The 17,624-nt window shown below is 56.1% G+C and carries 10 protein-coding genes; 7 read left to right on the forward strand and 3 right to left on the reverse strand.

Translation table 11 applies throughout. The annotated features are described in order from the left end of the window. Positions 1–17: 17 nt before the first annotated feature. Positions 18–1,526, reverse strand: coding sequence for a carboxypeptidase M32 (locus ACTIDN_RS05710; protein WP_441376337.1), 1,509 nt, complete (start codon positions 1,524–1,526; stop codon positions 18–20). 138 nt (positions 1,527–1,664) lie between these two features. On the opposite strand from ACTIDN_RS05710, the gene ACTIDN_RS05715 reads away from it, so the two are divergent. The 3 genes from ACTIDN_RS05715 to ACTIDN_RS05725 are packed head-to-tail and all read left to right on the forward strand — an operon-like array spanning position 1,665 to position 9,247. Beyond that, positions 1,665–3,542 (forward strand): tetratricopeptide repeat protein, encoded by a 1,878-nt coding sequence (locus tag ACTIDN_RS05715; protein ID WP_441376302.1) that lies wholly within the window; start codon positions 1,665–1,667, stop codon positions 3,540–3,542. 41 nt (positions 3,543–3,583) lie between these two features. Beyond that, the gene (gene mutS / locus ACTIDN_RS05720; protein WP_441376303.1) at positions 3,584–6,235 is read left to right on the forward strand and encodes a DNA mismatch repair protein MutS; all 2,652 of its coding nucleotides are present in this window, start codon (positions 3,584–3,586) and stop codon (positions 6,233–6,235) included. 60 nt (positions 6,236–6,295) lie between these two features. Continuing rightward, entirely contained in the window at positions 6,296–9,247 is a 2,952-nt protein-coding gene (locus ACTIDN_RS05725) for a [protein-PII] uridylyltransferase (protein ID WP_441376304.1), read from the forward strand. 75 nt (positions 9,248–9,322) lie between these two features. Here ACTIDN_RS05725 and ACTIDN_RS05730 read toward each other — a convergent pair whose 3' ends face one another. Further along, complete coding sequence (locus ACTIDN_RS05730) at positions 9,323–10,183, reverse strand: NUDIX domain-containing protein (protein WP_441376305.1); 861 nt, start codon at positions 10,181–10,183, stop codon at positions 9,323–9,325. A gap of 185 nt (positions 10,184–10,368) precedes the next feature. Between ACTIDN_RS05730 and ACTIDN_RS05735 the strand changes: the two genes are divergently transcribed. The 4 genes from ACTIDN_RS05735 to fusA all read left to right on the forward strand — a co-directional run bounded on the left by ACTIDN_RS05735 (position 10,369) and on the right by fusA (position 15,245). Beyond that, positions 10,369–12,150: an ABCB family ABC transporter ATP-binding protein/permease gene (locus ACTIDN_RS05735; protein WP_441376338.1), complete on the forward strand. Its 1,782-nt coding sequence runs from the start codon at positions 10,369–10,371 to the stop codon at positions 12,148–12,150. Between the two features lie 74 nt (positions 12,151–12,224). Beyond that, entirely contained in the window at positions 12,225–12,518 is a 294-nt protein-coding gene (locus tag ACTIDN_RS05740; RefSeq protein WP_415508930.1) for a hypothetical protein, read from the forward strand. Between the two features lie 112 nt (positions 12,519–12,630). Continuing rightward, the gene (rpmB, locus tag ACTIDN_RS05745) at positions 12,631–12,936 is read left to right on the forward strand and encodes a 50S ribosomal protein L28 (RefSeq protein WP_048838805.1); all 306 of its coding nucleotides are present in this window, start codon (positions 12,631–12,633) and stop codon (positions 12,934–12,936) included. A gap of 221 nt (positions 12,937–13,157) precedes the next feature. Next, a complete protein-coding gene (gene fusA / locus ACTIDN_RS05750; RefSeq protein ID WP_086651434.1) occupies positions 13,158–15,245 on the forward strand; it encodes an elongation factor G in 2,088 nt (695 codons plus the stop codon). Between the two features lie 128 nt (positions 15,246–15,373). Here fusA and ACTIDN_RS05755 read toward each other — a convergent pair whose 3' ends face one another. Beyond that, positions 15,374–17,518 (reverse strand): AsmA family protein, encoded by a 2,145-nt coding sequence (locus ACTIDN_RS05755; protein WP_441376306.1) that lies wholly within the window; start codon positions 17,516–17,518, stop codon positions 15,374–15,376. Between the last annotated feature and the right edge of the window lie 106 nt (positions 17,519–17,624).

The raw sequence follows: 17,624 nt of genomic DNA on the forward strand, positions 1-17,624 counted from the left end.
AGACCCATCCGCCCGTCTTAAGCGCCCGCCGAGCGGCTCAGATAACGGTTGCGAATACGGGAGAGGTACGCATCCGCTTTAAGGGGTGAACCTGTGGCGGTCTGTAAAATTTCTGGCATTGAGGCGCTGCTCGCACGGCTATGCACGTTGGTACGCAGCCAATGCATAAGGGGTAAAAAATCACCCTGTGCGACGGCGGGTGCAATATCAGGCGACTGTTCATAGGCAGCGGTACGAAGTTGTGCAGCAGCCATTGCCCCCAACGCATAACAGGGGAAGTAGCCAAACAGCCCCTCCGGCCAATGGATATCCTGCAGGCAACCGCGCCGATCGTCCGGTACGTCCAGCCCCAGCAACGCTTTTATGCCTTCGTTAAAAGCACCCGGCAGGTCCGCTAAAGACAGGTCGCCGTTCACCATTGCTTTTTCCAGCTTATAGCGCACCAGAATATGCGCCGGGTAAGTGACCTCATCAGCGTCAACACGAATAAAGCCGGGCTGGACATGAATAAGGTGGCGATGCAGGTTTTCTGCCTGCCATGCGGGGTTTTGGGGCGCTCCAAAGGCCTCCCGCACGTGCGGGGTTACCCAGTCCACAAAGGCGCGGGAGCGACAAACCTGCATTTCCACCATAAGGGACTGGCTTTCATGCAGCGTCATGCCGCCAGCTTTGCCTACGGGCTGTGAGAGCCATTCTGCTGGCAGCCCCTGCTCATATAAGGCGTGGCCTGTTTCATGTAAAACACCCATCATGGCAGGAATAAAATCATCCTCTACATAACGGGTTGTCAGGCGTACATCATAGGTGGCCCCGCCGCAGAAAGGATGCGTGCTGACGTCCAGTCTGCCCCGGCTCATGTCAAAGCCCAGTTGTTGCATAAGCCTGCGGCCCAGAGCTTCCTGCTGCGGGACGGAAAACGGGCCGGGCAGAGGCAGTGCGGGCGGCAAACTGGCCTGTTTTTCCAGCACAGCCCCTATCAGGTCGGGTAGGTCTGCTTCCAGTTTGGTAAAAATGGGGTCGATATCGCTTTGGCGGGTACCGGGGTCGAACGAATCCAGCAGCGCGTCATAGGGAGAAAGGCCCAAGGCCTGCCCTTTGGCAGTTGCGGTCTGGCGTGTCAGGTTGAGCACCTCAGTCAGGTGCGGCAAAAAGCCCGCGTAATCGCTCTGTGCCCGGGCCTCGCGCCATGCCATCTCACTGCGGGTTGTGGCCTGTGTCAGCGCTTCCACCAGATCTCCCGGAAGGGCCGTGGCATGAGCATGGCTACGGCGCATTTCTGCCAGATTGGCCTTTTGCCACGCTGTCAGGGTGGTGCCTGCTTCTGCATCGGCCAGAAGGTCCGCCATTGCCGGGGCTGTCAGAATATCGTGGCGCAGTCCTGCAAGGGTCGCCAAGGTATCGGCCCGCCGGTCAGCAGCACCGTGCGGCATGATAACTTCCTTGTCCCAAGACAAAATGCCTAAGGCATCGTTCAGCGAGGAAAGGCGGGCGAAGTGGCGCTCTAGCGTCTGATAGGCTTTGGTCATGCCGCCACCATAATGCAGGATATCAGCCAACGGAATGTGCAGAACTGGCATAAAGAGCCCTAAAGAGGGATAAATATCGTAGAGGGCTTGGCCATTGGATGCACGGACCTCCCCGGCCATAAAACTTAGGACGTGACGATGCAGCAGGTTCCAACAGACTCCGAGCACGCATCGGTCAACGCAGCGCTGGAGTTGCTGGCACACGGCAATGCGGAACTGGCAGCCGAGTGGCTGACCGCGCTTGTGCGGGCCGCACCTGACAATGCCGAAGCGTGGCACGGTCTGGCCTGTGTTGCGCGCGCTAACGGCAGCGCGGAATCTGCGCTAAAGCTTGCCTCAAAGGCTCTTACACTCAGCCCACAGGCCCATTTTCATATCACCATGGGTCTGGCGCTCCTTATGCTTGGCCATACGGAACCAGCGCGGGCGGCTGTCAATGTGGCCGTCATGCAAACACCGCGTGACCCGCGAGCGCATCAGGCTATGGCAGATGTGCTGGAGGCACAGGGACGGGTGGAGGATGCAGCACAGGCGCTGAAAAACGCAGTACGGCTGCGACCGTTGGAAACAGAACGCCACTTGGCACTCGCCGCTTTTCTGGCGCGGCATGGGCTGGTGGCGGAGAGTATTGGTGCCTCCCAGAAGGCTTTGGCGCTGGAGCCAAATAATATTTTTGTCCAAAATCAGCACGCGCTGTTACTAGAGCGTGCTGGGAAAATACGCGATGCAGCACCGCATTTTGCACAAGTGGCTGCTGCTTTGCCGGAGAACGCCGCAGCTCTTGCAAACTATGGGGCCGCTTTGTTTGCTCAAGGTGCTTTTGAGGAGGCACGGCAGGTCTTGACCCAATCGGTGCACAAACAGCCTAACGCAGCAGAAACACATAACAATCTGGGGCTGGTGCAAATGGCGCTTGGTATCCTGCCCTCGGCGGTAGAGCATTTAGAGACTGCATGCGCCCAGTGTCCGGAAGATGCCCGTCTGGCGACAAATTACGGCACAGCGTTGGCGGAGAGTGGGCGGACGGCAGAAGCCGAAGCGTTGTTCCGCCGTGCAATGGCCCTTCCCGGTGCGTCAGCGCAGGATAGGGCACGCGCACGTTTTAATCTGGGGCCACTTTTGTTGGGAGAGGGGCGGTTTGAGGACGGCTGGCGGTATTTTGAGTCGCGCAAAGAACTCTTGCCCAACCGGCACACCCAAGACCTGCCAGACTGGAGCGGTCAGGCACAAACTCCCCCTGTGCTGGTGTATGCTGAACAGGGGTTGGGGGACATACTCCAGTTTTCAAGATACATCACTCATGCTGCGTCACGCGCTCCGGTGGTGCTGGCCGTGCCCTCCACCGTTCGGGGTTTAATGACACGCCTCGATTTGGGGGATGTGGTGACTGTGCTGCCCGATGGGGCACAAGCAGCGGAGTATGGGGCTACGGCTGCCTGCTCTCTGTTAAGTCTGCCGCATGTTTTGGGCATGGCTGAACCGTTTGCATGGCAACCGCAGGTTGATCTGCCTTATCATGCTCGCGCTTCAACACAGCCGATACGGGTAGGGCTGTGTTGGGCTGGTAATCCTACCTATCGTTTTGACCGCAGGCGCTCTCTGGATCCTGTGTGCCTTGGCTCTCTAGCACGGGTTGAAGGAGTGTCTTTTCACTCACTGCAACAAAACCCGGAAAAGCTCCCACCCTTTGCTCTGGAGCCACTACCAGAGGGCGATTTGGTGCAGACTGCCAGCATCATACAGGGTTTGGATGCTGTGGTGACGGTTGATACCGGCATGGCGCATCTTGCTGGTCTGCTGGGAAAACCAACATGGCTGCTTAACCGCTTCGGCGGAGACTGGCGGTGGGGGCAGGGGGCTATCACGCCTCAGTCCACAGGGGAAGCGCGCAGCCTCTGGTACCCAAGCGTCAGAGTTGTCACCCAGCCGCAGGCCGGTGAGGGAATGGCCCCATGGCATGAGCCGGTGGCGCGGGTTGTGGCCGCTTTACAGGCTTTGGTGCAAAAGCCTGCCTGAAGGCGGTTGCCCCCGCCACGCAGGCCCTTATGATAAGCGGTATGACGCGTTATTCTCCCGAGGGTGCCACCCCTGCTATGGCGCAATGGTTTGCGCTGAAAGCAGAAAATCCAGAAGCCTTGCTGTTTTTCCGCATGGGCGACTTCTACGAACTGTTTTTTGACGATGCCACAGCCGCAGCAGCGGCGCTGGACATCGCCCTGACAGCGCGCGGTAACCATGCTGGGGAGCCCATACCCATGTGCGGTGTGCCTGTGGCCGCGGCCTCAGCCTATCTGGCACGGTTAATCCGGCGTGGATTCCGTGTCGCTGTGGCTGAACAGACAGAGGCGCCACGTAAGGGAAAAGGGGCCAGCAAAGGGCCTTTGGCCCGTGCCGTGGTGCGGGTTATTACCCCCGGCACGCTGACAGAGGATGAATTGTTGGAGCCCGGACGCTCCAACCTGCTGCTGGCCTTGGTAGAAGCAGCGGCTTCCACAGGGCGCGGCCGCAAGGGCAAAAGTGCCGAAGCTGCACAGCCGGAGGCTCCTCTTGGTGCAGCGTGGATTGATGTGTCCACTGGCCTGTTTGAGACAGCGCACATTACGCAAAAAAATCTGGCTGGGCTGCTCGGGCGTCTTGATCCTGCCGAAATTCTTGTGCCTCCGGGCTTTCCGTTAGGGGATTTTGAGAGCTGCCGTGCGCCAGATGTGCTGGTGCCCGGTGTAGAGGCAGCCCGCCAGCGGCTGGCCTCCGCTTTCAGTGTTGCCAGTGTAGATGCGTTTGGCACATTTTCGGATGAGGAAGCGGTAGCCGCAGCCTTGGCGGTTGAATATGTGCAGCGTAGTCAGGCCGGAAAGCTGCCCCGTCTGGCACACCCCAGCCCACAGACCGATGGCGGTATTCTGGGCATAGATCCTGCTACGCGGGCTAGTCTGGATATTTTGCGGGCGCGTGATGGTGGGATGGAGCATACGCTTTTTTCTGCTGTTAATCGGGCAGTTACCGCTGCCGGTGCCCGCCTTCTGGCTGAATGGCTGGCCGCACCCCTGACCGATACAGGGCGTATTGCAGCACGGCAGGAAGGATGGGTGTGGCTGCGGGATGCCGGAACCTGCCGTGACAGCCTACGTGATGCGCTTAAAAAAGCGCCGGACATTGCCCGCGCCCTCGGGCGTCTTTCATTAGGACGGGGCCAACCACGAGACCTTGCAAGCATCCGGGACGGCTTGGCCGCTGCCAGAGAGGCCGCAGCAGCCTTAGGCGGTAGCAAGGCGGACCTTCCGCCTTATCTGGACAAGGCTGTGAGTCGCCTTGGTGTGGCCACGGACCTTCAGGCTGAGCTAACGCGTGCATTGGCTGAAAACTTACCAGCCCGACTGGAAGATGGCGGCGTTATTGCGCCAGGCTATGACGGTGAGTTGGATGGTTACAGGGGGCTGCGGGATAATTCCCGGCGCATTGTGGCCGGGTTACAGACCGACTATGCCGCCCGATTCGGTGTGGCTAGCCTGAAGATCAAACATCACGCCCAGCTTGGGTATGTGATTGAGGTTCCAGTTTCTGCCAGTAGCCGCATGAAAGATCAGGACGGGCTGATGTTCCGGCAGGGCACGGCCAGTAATGCCCGTTTCTCCACAGAAGAACTCTCCGGTCTGGATGCCAAGATTGCGGAAGCCGGTGAGCGTGCGGCTGCGCGGGAAAAAGGCTTGTTCACGGCTCTGGCGGAGGCGGTGCTGGCGGAGCAGGACGTACCCGTTCTGGCCAAGGCACTGGCTGTACTGGATGTCTTGCAGTCTTGTGCCACCCTTGCCGCAGGTGGGAGCTGGTGCAGACCAGTGGTGACGGACGACGGCGCATTTGACCTGCATGGTTGCCGCCACCCGGTTGTTGAAGCCGCTCTGCCAAAAGGCACACGTTTTACCCCCAACGGCTGTGACCTTTCGCCAAAACGGCGCGTCATGTTGCTGACGGGGCCTAATATGGCGGGTAAATCGACCTTCCTGCGTCAAACTGCTCTTGCCATTATTCTGGCTCAGGGCGGTTTTCCTGTTGCGGCTGACAAAGCGCATATTGGCGTGGTTGATCAGCTCTTCTCCCGCGTTGGTGCGTCGGACGATCTGGCGCGTGGCCGATCCACCTTCATGGTGGAAATGACCGAGACAGCCGCGATTCTCAATCAGGCTGGCCCGCGTTCTCTGGTTGTGGTGGATGAAATTGGGCGCGGGACAGCCACATTGGACGGTCTGGCTATTGCATGGTCTGTTCTGGAAGCCTTGCATTCAACGGTAAGATGCCGTGCAATTTTTGCAACGCACTTCCATGAACTCTCGGGCTTGGTTGATACTCTGCCCAGACTTTCCCCACACACAATGGCGGTGCGGGAATGGCGTGGGCAAATTGTGTTCCTGCATGAAGTTTTGGCCGGTTCAGCTAAAAAAAGCTGGGGTGTGCATGTTGCGCGGCTGGCGGGCGTACCTACGTCAGTTGTAGAGCGAGCAGGGCGTTTACTGCGGGAGCTGGAAAAAGACCACGCAACAGGCCCCAAGCCTCTGCCACTGTTCGACACGCAGAAGACTATACCGCAAGAGGATGAAACTACGTTAAGGAAGCGCCTGGTGGATCTGGACGTAGATGCCCTGACACCCCGTGCAGCACTGGATATGCTCTATGAGCTTCACAAGGAAGCCATGCAGGATACCAAGCTCGCTTAGGCGTGCTAGACTACCCTCACTTATCTCAATACCTGTCTTTTGGAGCAGAACTCGACCGCAATGCCGCACGCCCCTGTAAATGCCGCCCCCGGGCAGCCTGATGTCGCCGCATTGGCCCTTCTTACTCCGGAAGGGCTGGCGGTCTGCCTTGCCCGGGAACTGAGGGATGCAACCCCGCCTAACGCTACCATCCCGCCGCGTGATGAAGCTGTGGCTATCTTTCGGCGCTATCTGGGCCGTTATCAGGCAGATGTGCGTGCACGGTTCGAGCGGCACGACCTCAAGGGGGCTGCTGCCGCAAAGCTCATTGCCGCGTTTACCGATGTGTTGCTGCGCGGCATTGTTGACCTTGCTCTGCGTGCTACCGGCTCTGCCAGTGGTGTAGAAGAAATTGGCGCGGAAGGGCGCTCCCGCGGGCGGTTGGTTGTGGCTGCTACCGGTGGTTATGGCCGTGGGCTGCTTGCACCGTTCAGTGACATTGACCTCCTGTTTCTAACAGAAGAGGGTAATGTGAGTGATGCCCACCGTCTGGTGGAATATGTCCTCTATTTCCTGTGGGATTTGGGTGTGAAGGTAGGTCACGCCACCCGCACCATTACCGAATGTATTGAAGAAGCCCGCAAGGATACCACTGTTCGCACAGCGTTGCTTGATGCCCGCCTTCTGGCTGGCGATGCAGCGTTGTTCGCCATGCTGGAAGCCCGCTACATTGTTGCGTGTGTGGAAGCTGGAGCCTCTGGTTTTATTCATGACAAGCGGCGTGAACGGCTGGAGCGGCATCGCCGTTTTGGAGATAGTCCCTATCTGGTTGAGCCCAATATAAAAGAAGGCCGGGGCGGTCTGCGTGACCTGCAAACCTTGTACTGGATGTGCCGGAACACCTTTGGCACCCGACATGTTACGGACCTGCTGGCACCAGATTTTATCTGGATGGGCATACTCACCGCGCAGGAAGCGGCCCGTGCCCGCCGCTCGTGGGATTTTTTATGGACAGTCCGGCTACACCTTCACTACGTGGCAGGCCGTGCGGAAGAGCGCCTGACATTTGACATGCAGCCCGTTATTGGTGCGCGGATGGGGTACACCCGTCATGGCCGCCAGAATGGTGTTGAGCGCTTCATGCGGCACTATTTCCTGACAGCGCGTGAAGTTATGCGCCTGACCCACGTGCTGGAACCCGCCGTACTCAGGCAGGCGCAGGGACCTGTGGCCACGGCCGCCAAACCGGACGAGGCCATGCGGGAGGCGGGCTTTACCTTACTTGATGGGCAAATTCTGCCAGAGCGGGGTATCTCGTTCGACCACGAACCTATCAAGATGATGCAGTTGCTGGACTGGGCGCGTAACCGCCGCAGGCCGCTGCACCCCATGGCGCGGCATCAGCTTATCCGGTGGGAACGGCGCGCTATAGCCTTGCGTGAAGACCCGGAAGCAGCCCGTATTTTTCTGGACCTGCTGTGTGGGGACTCGCCCAACCCTGAGCCATCGGGCCGCCGCCGCCGGGAAGTAGCCATGCCGTCCGATTCCGAAGCGCAGGTTATGACCAGCTATGAGCAGCATGCGCCTCCGGGTCATGCCCACTGGCTGCATATTCTGAACGAGACAGGTATTTTTGGTCGGCTTATTCCCGACTGGGCGCGCATTGTCGGCCAGATGCAGTTTGATACCTATCATGTGTTCACAGTGGATGAGCATACGATAGAGGCCGTCCGTATTATGGACGAAGTGGCCGCAGGCCGTATGGCAGACGAAATTCCGGTCGCATACGAACTGGTCAAAGGCCTGCATTCCCGCAGGGCGCTGTATATGGCCGTTTTGCTTCATGACGTTGCAAAAGGCCGTGGGGGTGACCACTCAGAAATTGGGTCGGAAATTGCTGCCGAACTGTGCCCGAAGCTTGGTATGTCTGGGGAAGAAACAGAGACAGTTTCCTGGCTGGTTCTACATCATCTGCTGCTGAGCCACACCGCCTTCCAGCGGGATATTGATGACCCCAAGACCATTCTGGATGTGGCAGATATTGTGCAGTCGCCGGAGCGTCTGCGTTTGCTCCTGCTCCTGACTATTGTGGATATGCGTGCCGTCAGTTCCCGCGTCTGGAACGCCTGGAAAGCCACCTTGCTGCGCGAGCTTTACGTGCGCGTGGCGGAAGTTCTGGCCGGTGGTCTGGCAACGACCGAGCGCGATGTGCGTGTACGTCATGCCAAAGATATAACAGCCGAAATTTTGGCAGAAGATGGTGTGGCTCAACCGGATATTGAGCGGTTTCTGGACCTTGGTTACGCGGGTTACTGGCTGTCGTTCGACCACGAAACCCATAAGCGCCATGCCCGTCTGATCCGGGAAGCAGATGCGCGAGAAGCCCCATTGACGGTGGAAGTTCTGCCTCTGCCAGCCCGTGGCGTCACGGAAGTGACAGTGTATTCTATCGACGTGCCGGGGCTATTCTCAAAAATTGCAGGGGCTCTTGCTTTGGCTGGTGCGTCCATTGTGGATGCGCGCATTCATACCATGATGCATGGCATGGCGCTGGATACCTTCTGGATTCAGGATACGGCAGGCAGCGCGTATGAGGAAACACACCGGTTGGTGCGTCTCTCCTCCCTGATAGAGCAGGCATTGAGTGGCCAAATTGATATTAAGGCGGATATTGCGCGGGCGGGTTTTGGCCATATGCCACTGCGTATGCGGGCCATTCATGTGCCACCGCGTGTGGTGATTGATAACGGGGCGTCCAATACCTACACGGTTATCGAAATTAACGGGCGTGACCGGCCCGGCTTGCTGCATGATGTTACCGCCACCATGAGCGACGAAAGTCTGCAAATCGCCTCAGCTCATATTACGACTTATGGTGTGCGGGCTGTGGACGTTTTCTATGTGAAAGATTTGTTCGGCCTGAAAATTACCGACAAAAAGCGGCTGGATGAAATACGTGAAAGTCTTCTCGCTTGCATGAAGGCGGCTGAAGCAGAAGCCAAAGCCTTGCTGGATGCCAAGATGTCTGCCTGATAGGCAGCAGAGGCGGTTAAACGCAGACAATAAAAGCGGCATGCCGGGGTAACCCGACTGCCGCTTTTTTTTATCCTACTGTTTGCCTGGGCTTGCCGGGGAGAGGCCTTTGTCCAGCCCCTGACGGAGCGCTACGCCAACATCTGAGTGTGGGTCTATCAAGTTGTGCCGCAGGAAAAGGTCAATCAGCACAAGGTTGACGTTAAACTTGAATTCATCCGTATCCCGCACGAGCGTAAAGGCTTCGGTCAGAGGCATGAGGGTAAAGGATTCAACCTCACCGTCAGCAGCAACTGGCTCAAAACTTTCCGGTAACAGCAGATCGTAGCAATACAGAATATCGCGCCGTAACCCTTCAGGTCTGTTCAGGGCGTATAAAATACGCCCTTTGCTTTGTGCCTGACCGGCCAAGTCAGACCCAATACTGGCTTCTTCTTCTGCTTCCTTTAGCAAGGCGGCGTGGGGGGCGTAGCCAGCGGGTACGCCGCCAGCCACCAGATGGTCCAGTTTGCCGGGGTCCAGCCGCTTGTTACGGGCACGGCGGCCTGTCCACAAATGCAGGCCCTTTGCTTTGTGCACCAACCCGTTCATATGCACGCCAATGGCTACAAACCCGAATAAGGGCAACGCACCACGGTCAATCCTGCCAACAACCGGTGTATCCAGATCAGGCATGACATCAAAAAGTTCATGGTGGGAGCGGTAAAAGCCTTCCTGTGCCAAGGTCTCGCCCAACGCTTCCAGTTCGGCTGGGTTCGGTAGGGCAAAGCCTTGTGTGCGGGAGCCAAGGCCTGCCTGTTCCAGCCGGTCAGCAATGGCAGGATCTATCCAGCCTGCCTGTTTGCCTGCCAGCAGGAAGGGGAAGCGTGCGCCGGGTATCTCCGCTGTGTTGCATTCCCTGAGGTGGCGTAGAAAAGGCGTATCGTCTGACGGCATGAAAAATCCTGTCATGCTGATGCTAAAAATGAAGTGTCAGCCTTTTATCTGGCTTGTGCAGGGCGGAGGCAAGGTTTGGCGGGGTTGCAAAATGTAAAAGGCGTGGCACATCCGTCTGTATGTCCCCACGTCAACGGCGGGTTTCCGGTCCGCCTAAACAACCGGCTTCCGTTACCCTGTCCCGTCTGCTCCCCTACCTTTGGCCGCGTGAAAACAGCAGCCTGCGGTGGCGGGTGGTGCTGGTGCTGTGCGTTATGGTCGGCGGAGAGTTGGCAACGCTGGCTGTGCCATTGGTTTACAGCCAAGTCGTTGACCGGCTTTCACACCCCCTGAGTATCGCTCTGGCTCCGGCAGCAATTATTATCGGTTATGGTGCGGTACGTCTTCTGTCTGCCGGGCTCACCAACCTGCGGGACGCACTTTTTGCGCCGGTGCGGTTCAGGGTGGCCCGTCAGGCCGCCTTCCGCAGTTTCCAGCATATGCATCAGCTTTCTCTGCGCTTTCACCTTGACCGGAATACGGGCGGTGTAACCCGCGCTATTGAGCGGGGAACGGAGGGCGTTGAAACTCTTTTGCGTATGGGTATGTCTCTGTCTCCCACCATATTGCAGGCAGTTTTGGTCGCCGTTGTGATCTGGCGGGTGTTCGACTGGAAATATGTTGCCCTGATTGCTTTGATGATCGCGGCGTATATTGGCTTCACCATGAAGTTCACCTCATGGCGGTTGGGGATCCGCCGTCAGATGAACGAAACCAATACCGAGGCTACGGGCAAAGCGCTGGATAGCCTGCTGAATTATGAAACAGTCAAATATTTTGGCAATGAGGGGCATGAGGCCCAGCGGTACGATAACGCACAGGCCCGGTATGAGACTGCGGCCCGTAAAACCCAGTATTCTCTGGGGGTGCTCAACTTCGGGCAGGCAGCCATTATTGCCATAGCACTCACGCTTATCATGCTGCTAGCAGGGCGGGATGTTGAGCTGGGCCGGATAAGCGTGGGCCAGTTTGTCATGGTTAACACCTATCTGTTGCAGCTTTATGGACCACTTAACTTTTTAGGGTCAGTCTACTCCGCCATTCGCACCGCTATGGTTGATTTGGAGCACATGTTCGGTCTGATGGAGGAGGATATTGAGGTGGCAGATCCTGCCAGCCCTCTTCCCATAGAAGCGCATCTGCAAGGGCATGAGGCTGCGGAAGTAGCATTTCAGGATGTCCGGTTTGGCTACACCCCGGAGCGCGAAATTCTGCATGGAGTAAGCTTTACGGCCAAACCCGGCATGAAGGTGGCTATTGTTGGTTCAACAGGCGCTGGGAAATCGACCATAAGCCGGTTGCTGTTCAGGTTTTACGATACATGGTCTGGCACTGTGCTGGTGGATGGCCATGATGTGCGGAGTTACCGTCAGGCTGACCTGAGGGCGGCTATAGGCGTGGTGCCGCAGGATACCGTGCTGTTTAACGATACAATAGGCTACAACATCGCCTATGGCCGTCTGGGGGCTACTCCAGCGGAGGTAGAGCAGGTAGCCCGTCTAGCCCAGATACACGACTTTATTGCATCCTTGCCTGATGGCTATGACACGCAGGTAGGGGAGCGAGGCCTAAAGCTTTCTGGCGGTGAAAAACAGCGCGTGGCCATTGCGCGTACAATTTTGAAAGACCCACGCGTTCTTGTGCTTGACGAGGCGACAAGCGCGTTGGACACCCATACCGAACAGGAGATTCAGGCAGCCCTTAAAACTGTGTCGGCACAGCGCACGACGCTTGTTATCGCACATCGCCTCTCCACTGTTGTGGATGCAGACGAAATTCTGGTGATGGGGCAGGGGCGTGTGCTGGAACGGGGTACCCATGAGGCTTTGCTGGCGGATGGTGGTACCTATGCAGGAATGTGGGCGGCGCAAAGTGCCGAGACCATCACGCCGCACCCGACAGGTGAAAAAACAGGCGTACAGGTTTAGGCTGGTATCGTAGCGAATCGCGCAGGCATGGGTGCCTTAACCGCCTGTGTTGAAAAGAAAGAGGACAAGATTTTATGACGGACACAGCAGCTACTCCTTCCGTTGCAGAGCATGCTCAGGACGTGCCGGAAGATCTGGCACGGTGCGCCATGGTGATAGAAAGTGCAGTAGACCACCTGCTTAAGGAAAAGCACCCGCCATTGGCTGTAGCCTCGGCTCTGCTGGGTGGCTCACTGAGCCTTCTTGCGCGCACAATGGATAAGGAAACCATTTTGCGTATTCTCGACTCAGCTGCCAATAGTGTGCGCTCAGGCGAAGTTCATGAGTCCATGACAGCAGAAAACGGCGCTGAAAACGAGAAAGCCTGAGGTCAACCCTTGACGGAAGGTGGTTGCTAAGCCATAAGCCGCGCCAATCCTGAATGTGGTCGCCGGGCGCTCGTCTCGGCCCTCTGTTTCTAATTTAGACAAGGATGAGACAATGTCCCGTCGCTGCCAAATCACCGGCAAAGGCGTGCTGACCGGCAATAACGTCAGCCATGCCAACAATAAGTCCCGCCGTCGTTTCCTGCCTAACCTGCAGGAAGCGTCCCTGATCTCTGAAACGCTGAACGCACCTGTGCGTATGCGTGTCACAGCTCGCGGTCTGCGTACCATTGAACACAATGGTGGTCTGGATTCCTTCCTGACAAGCACGCCTAACCGCAAGCTGCCTGAAGAAGCCCAGGTCATTAAGCGCCGCGTTCTGCGCGCTCAGGCCAAAAAGCAGGCAGCTGCTGGCGCCTGATTCAGGGGTTCTGCCTTAATACCGCCAGTTCCGGACCTGCTATTATCTAGCTGGCCCGGTTTCTGCGGTTCTGGTGCCCAACAAGGTGTTGGGCATCTTTACGTCTATCGGCCGGTTTCCGGCAGCCGGGCTACCTGACACACTCAGGTGCCAGCACGGTGTTGGCGGCCACAGGCGCGAAGGTTGTTCCATCGCGCCTGACCTGTTTTCTGGAGGTTTTCGTGTCCGCCAAATCCGAACTCTCAAAGATCCGCAATATCGGGATCACCGCGCATATTGACGCGGGCAAGACAACCACGACTGAGCGTATTCTGTACTACACCGGTGTGTCTCACAAAATTGGTGAAGTGCACGAAGGTAACACCACCACTGACTACATGGCGCAGGAACGTGAACGCGGTATCACGATTACCTCCGCTGCCGTGACCTGTGAGTGGAACGACCACCGCATCAACATTATCGACACCCCCGGACACATTGACTTCAACATTGAAGTTAACCGCTCCCTGCGCGTGCTCGATGGTGCCGTGTTCATCATTGAAGGTGTTGCTGGTGTTCAGCCGCAGTCTGAAACCAACTGGCGTCTGGCTGACCGCTACAAGGTTCCACGCATCATCTTCATCAACAAGCTGGACCGTACCGGCGCTGACTTTTACCGTGCATTCGACACGCTGAAAGAAAAGCTGGATATCGTTGCTATCCCGCTGCAGCTGCCAATTGGTGCAGAAGACCAGTTCCTTGGTGTGGTCGATCTCGTTGAGATGAAGGCCATCATCTGGGAAGGTGGTGAACTGGGTGCGAAATTCCACGACGAAGAAATTCCGGCAGACCTGAAAGAAAAAGCTGCTGAAGCACGCCAGAACCTGATCGACACGGCTCTGTCCGTTGATGAAAAGGCAATGGAAGAATACTTCGAGAACGGTGACGTCTCCAAAGAAACACTGAAGCGCTGCATCAAAAAAGGTGCGCTCACCGGTGAATTCCGTCCGGTTCTGTGTGGTACGGCCTTCAAGAACAAAGGCGTTCAGCCTCTGCTCGATGCCATTATCGATTACCTGCCAGCTCCTGATGACGTTGAAGGCATTCGTTGCGCTCCTCCGGAAGGTCAGGAAGACGACGAAACAGCACAGCCCATCATTCCGGTTGACCCGAATGGCAAGTTTGCTGGTCTGGCATTCAAAATCATCAACGACAAATACGGTACGCTTACCTTTGTGCGTGTCTACCGTGGCGTTCTGAAAACGGGTGATACCGTTCTCAACACCACAAAAGGCCACAAAGAACGTATTGGCCGTATCTACCAGATGCATGCTGACAAGCGTGAAGAACTGAGCGAAGTTCATGCTGGTGATATTGCTGCATTCGTTGGCCTGAAAGACAGCCAGACGGGTGATACGCTGGCTGATGCGTCCGATCCGGTTGTTCTGGAACGTATGACCTTCCCGGTTCCGGTTATCGACATTTCTGTTGAACCGAAAACCAAAGACGCTGTGGAAAAAATGACACTGGCTCTGCAGAAGCTCGCTTCTGAAGATCCTTCCCTGCAGCTGAAAACCGATCAGGAAACAGGTCAGACCATTCTGTCCGGCATGGGCGAACTGCACCTCGACATCATCATCGACCGTCTGCGTCGTGAATATGGCGTGGATGCAAATGTTGGTGCTCCGCAGGTTGCTTACCGTGAAACAATCACGAAGCCACACACGGAAATCTACACCCACAAAAAGCAGTCTGGTGGGTCTGGTCAGTACGCTGAAGTCAAGATCTGCTTTGAACCGCTTGAGCGGAACGAAGACATCCAGTTCGAAAACAAGATTGTTGGTGGTACCGTTCCGAAGGAATATATTCCTGCGGTTGAAAAGGGTATTCGCGTTCAGTCTTCTACCGGTGTTCTCGCTGGCTTCCAGACCGTGGACTTCAAGTTCACACTGCTCGACGGTAAGTACCATGACGTTGACTCGTCCGCTCTGGCGTTCGAAATCGCGGCAAAGGCTTGCTTCCGTGAAGGTATGAAGCAGGCTGGCCCTGTTATTCTGGAACCGATCATGGATGTGGAAGTCACCACCCCGAACGATCACGTTGGTGACGTTGTGGGTGACCTTAACCGCCGCCGTGGTATGATCCAGAGCCAGGAAACATCCGGTTCTACGGTTATGGTTCGCGCTCATGTTCCGCTGAAAGAAATGTTCGGTTACATTTCTCACCTGCGTTCCATGACGAAGGGTCGTGCATCCTTCACCATGCAGTTCCATCACTACGATCCGGTGCCACGCAACGTGGCTGAAGAAATTGTGTCTCAGTCCAAATAATTTCTTCCCAGTTCGCTGGGCCAAAAAGAAGCCGCTCCATTTTGGGGCGGCTTTTTTTATGCTTGCATAAAAGGAATAGTGACCCTCAGTGCTCAGTGTGGGAGGCTGCTTTTTACGGCAGCCTCATCTTAGTTTTTCTTTTTCAGCTTCGCATTCCAAGCAGCCCGGATTTCCGCTGGCGTCATTTGTTTTTGTGCGGCTTTGCTTTTCTGCGTGTTGGCGTTTGCTTTGGGTTTTGATTTTGCAGGGGCTGTTTGAGGCACCACGTTGCCTTTTGTGCCACGCGCATGGGACAAGCTGCCGGGAGCTATTCCAGCAGCCGGATGAGCATTCACTTCCTGCACAGCACGGCTGCATATGGATTTGTCACCCACGCCAAACTGAATGGTGGGCAGAAGCGCTAGTGGCGGGAAAACAAAGCCCAGCCCTGTAGCAGCGGCTGCACGGCCCAGAATTTCTGCACCGGGCAACACTGTGGGAGACTTAATATGCCCCGTAATGTGGAAAGCACCGGGAAGGGACGCAATGGTCACGCCTTGCGACCGTGTGGTGAGGGCGTAATTCAGCGTGTTATCCCGAAAATTAATGGTTCCACTGCCAAGAGTTCTGGCCTCACCCGTTTCGAGTAGAAGCGTATTGGTGGATACAATACCATTGCGTAATGGCATGTCAGCAATGAAGCATTTAATGTCGGTATGAGATGGCAAGCCAAGGGCGCTTAGCACGGCATTGCCAAGTTGAAGGCCAAGTACGTTTGGCAGAATGGCGGTAATATCCCCACCTTGGTCCAGCACCAACGTCAAGCCGCCGTTGCCTGCTGCCATCAGGCTGGCCACGGAGTTCCCCTTTGCCTTCAGGGTCATATGGCCGCCAATAATCCCTTTGGCCTTTGAGTCGGTTGTCGCTTGCATGATACGTGACAGGTCAATGCGGGAAAAATCGACCTTTGCGGTGGTATCAAACAATTTGCCATCCGGCTTCAGCGTTGCAGAGCTGGCAAGAGTGCCGCTGCCTACCGCGAAATTCAGTCGTTTGAGGTCAATGGCTCCATCTGTCACAAAAAACTCTGTGTCGATATTATCGAGCGGCAACTGCTTATTTTGAATATGCGTACCGTGGTAGGTCACGTGTGCATTAACGGCATTCAGTTTGGGAATGTTGATAGGTGTATCTGGCAGAACGGTATTGCTTTTTGTTTCTGCTTTTTTCTCTCCATCTGTTTTGTTGGGTTTCGCGCCAATAAAACCACCCAAGTCCACAAGATCTACGTTCTTTGATGTGAGGTTAGCCTCAATAAAAGGCGGCTTTTTATGCGGGTCTACCGCAATACTGCCGCCTATATCGCTCTGCCCCATTTTGCCTTCAAAGTTTTTGAACAAAATGTGGGTAGGTGTGTAGTCCAGATTACCTGTCACGCTGTAAGCGGGGGTCTGGGGGATTGGCACTCCCGTCAGCGGGTAGAGCAGGGACATATCAGGTCCGGCAAAGTGCAGCTTAAGCTGTGCGCCCCCTAATACTAACGGATGCTCTATGCGTCCCTGCAAGGTTGCTGTTGTTGGGCCGTTCTGTATGTGCAGATCAACAGGGTAGGGGGTTTTGTCCGTCACAAAAGACAAGATGGCACCACCAATAAAGCGTGCCGTAATAGGCTGCTGTGCATATCGGCCTTTTGCATCAACACGAAGAGTGCCGCGACTGTCCCCCTCCGGTGGGGTTGTGTTGACGGCCATGGTCATGTCGGCCCGCATAGGTGCATGCAGAACGTGTAAGGCTCCAGAGGAAATACGAAGCTCACCAATATCCGGCAGAGAAATGGAATTTGTATCAGACTGTTTTTTATCACCGGGAGCGGGTTTTCCGTCTTCGGTAAAGGTGTAGTTATTCACGCCATCTTTGCGTGCAAGAATGTCGAGTTTAGGTTCATCCAGTGCGATAAGTGGAATATGAACCGAGCGATGCCAGAGATAGGACCAGATATCAAAAGACGCGGTGACATTTTTAGCTTCTGCAAACAGGCTTTTTTCCTGAGCAAAAGTCTTGGGTTGCTCAACTTTCAGGCCATCAACACTGACAGTGATAACCCTGCCTAGGCCAACATGCAGATGCTCAATGCTTGTTTTGCGGTGCAAGGCCGCCGTAGCCCGAGAGTTGACCATTGGAACAAACCAGTCCCACGACCAGAAAACAATCAGCAGCACAACGGCCAGTCCAAAGCAGGCCAACCCTGTTAGCACGGGATGTCTTCTGGCGACCGAAGGGGATGTCTGGGTCATGATAGCCCCCCACCTTGAGAGGAAAGAGGTTTTGGGGGGCTGGCATTATGGGTTCTTTTGTTCATGGCCTGACCATATTGGATTAAGGGATTCAGGTCATAAAAAC

Origin of the sequence: Acetobacter sp. (assembly GCF_052102375.1) — a bacterium.
Classification (GTDB): domain Bacteria; phylum Pseudomonadota; class Alphaproteobacteria; order Acetobacterales; family Acetobacteraceae; genus Acetobacter.

Excerpts from the sequence above, each read along its gene's own strand:
- ACTIDN_RS05710 (WP_441376337.1), bottom strand. The coding sequence starts at position 1,526 with ATGACCAAAGCCTATCAGACGCTAGAGCGCCACTTCGCCCGCCTTTCC.
- ACTIDN_RS05715 (WP_441376302.1), top strand. The coding sequence starts at position 1,665 with ATGCAGCAGGTTCCAACAGACTCCGAGCACGCATCGGTCAACGCAGCG.
- mutS (WP_441376303.1), top strand. The coding sequence starts at position 3,584 with ATGACGCGTTATTCTCCCGAGGGTGCCACCCCTGCTATGGCGCAATGG.
- ACTIDN_RS05725 (WP_441376304.1), top strand. The coding sequence starts at position 6,296 with ATGCCGCACGCCCCTGTAAATGCCGCCCCCGGGCAGCCTGATGTCGCC.
- ACTIDN_RS05730 (WP_441376305.1), bottom strand. The coding sequence starts at position 10,183 with ATGCCGTCAGACGATACGCCTTTTCTACGCCACCTCAGGGAATGCAAC.
- ACTIDN_RS05740 (WP_415508930.1), top strand. The coding sequence starts at position 12,225 with ATGACGGACACAGCAGCTACTCCTTCCGTTGCAGAGCATGCTCAGGAC.
- rpmB (WP_048838805.1), top strand. The coding sequence starts at position 12,631 with ATGTCCCGTCGCTGCCAAATCACCGGCAAAGGCGTGCTGACCGGCAAT.
- ACTIDN_RS05755 (WP_441376306.1), bottom strand. The coding sequence starts at position 17,518 with ATGACCCAGACATCCCCTTCGGTCGCCAGAAGACATCCCGTGCTAACA.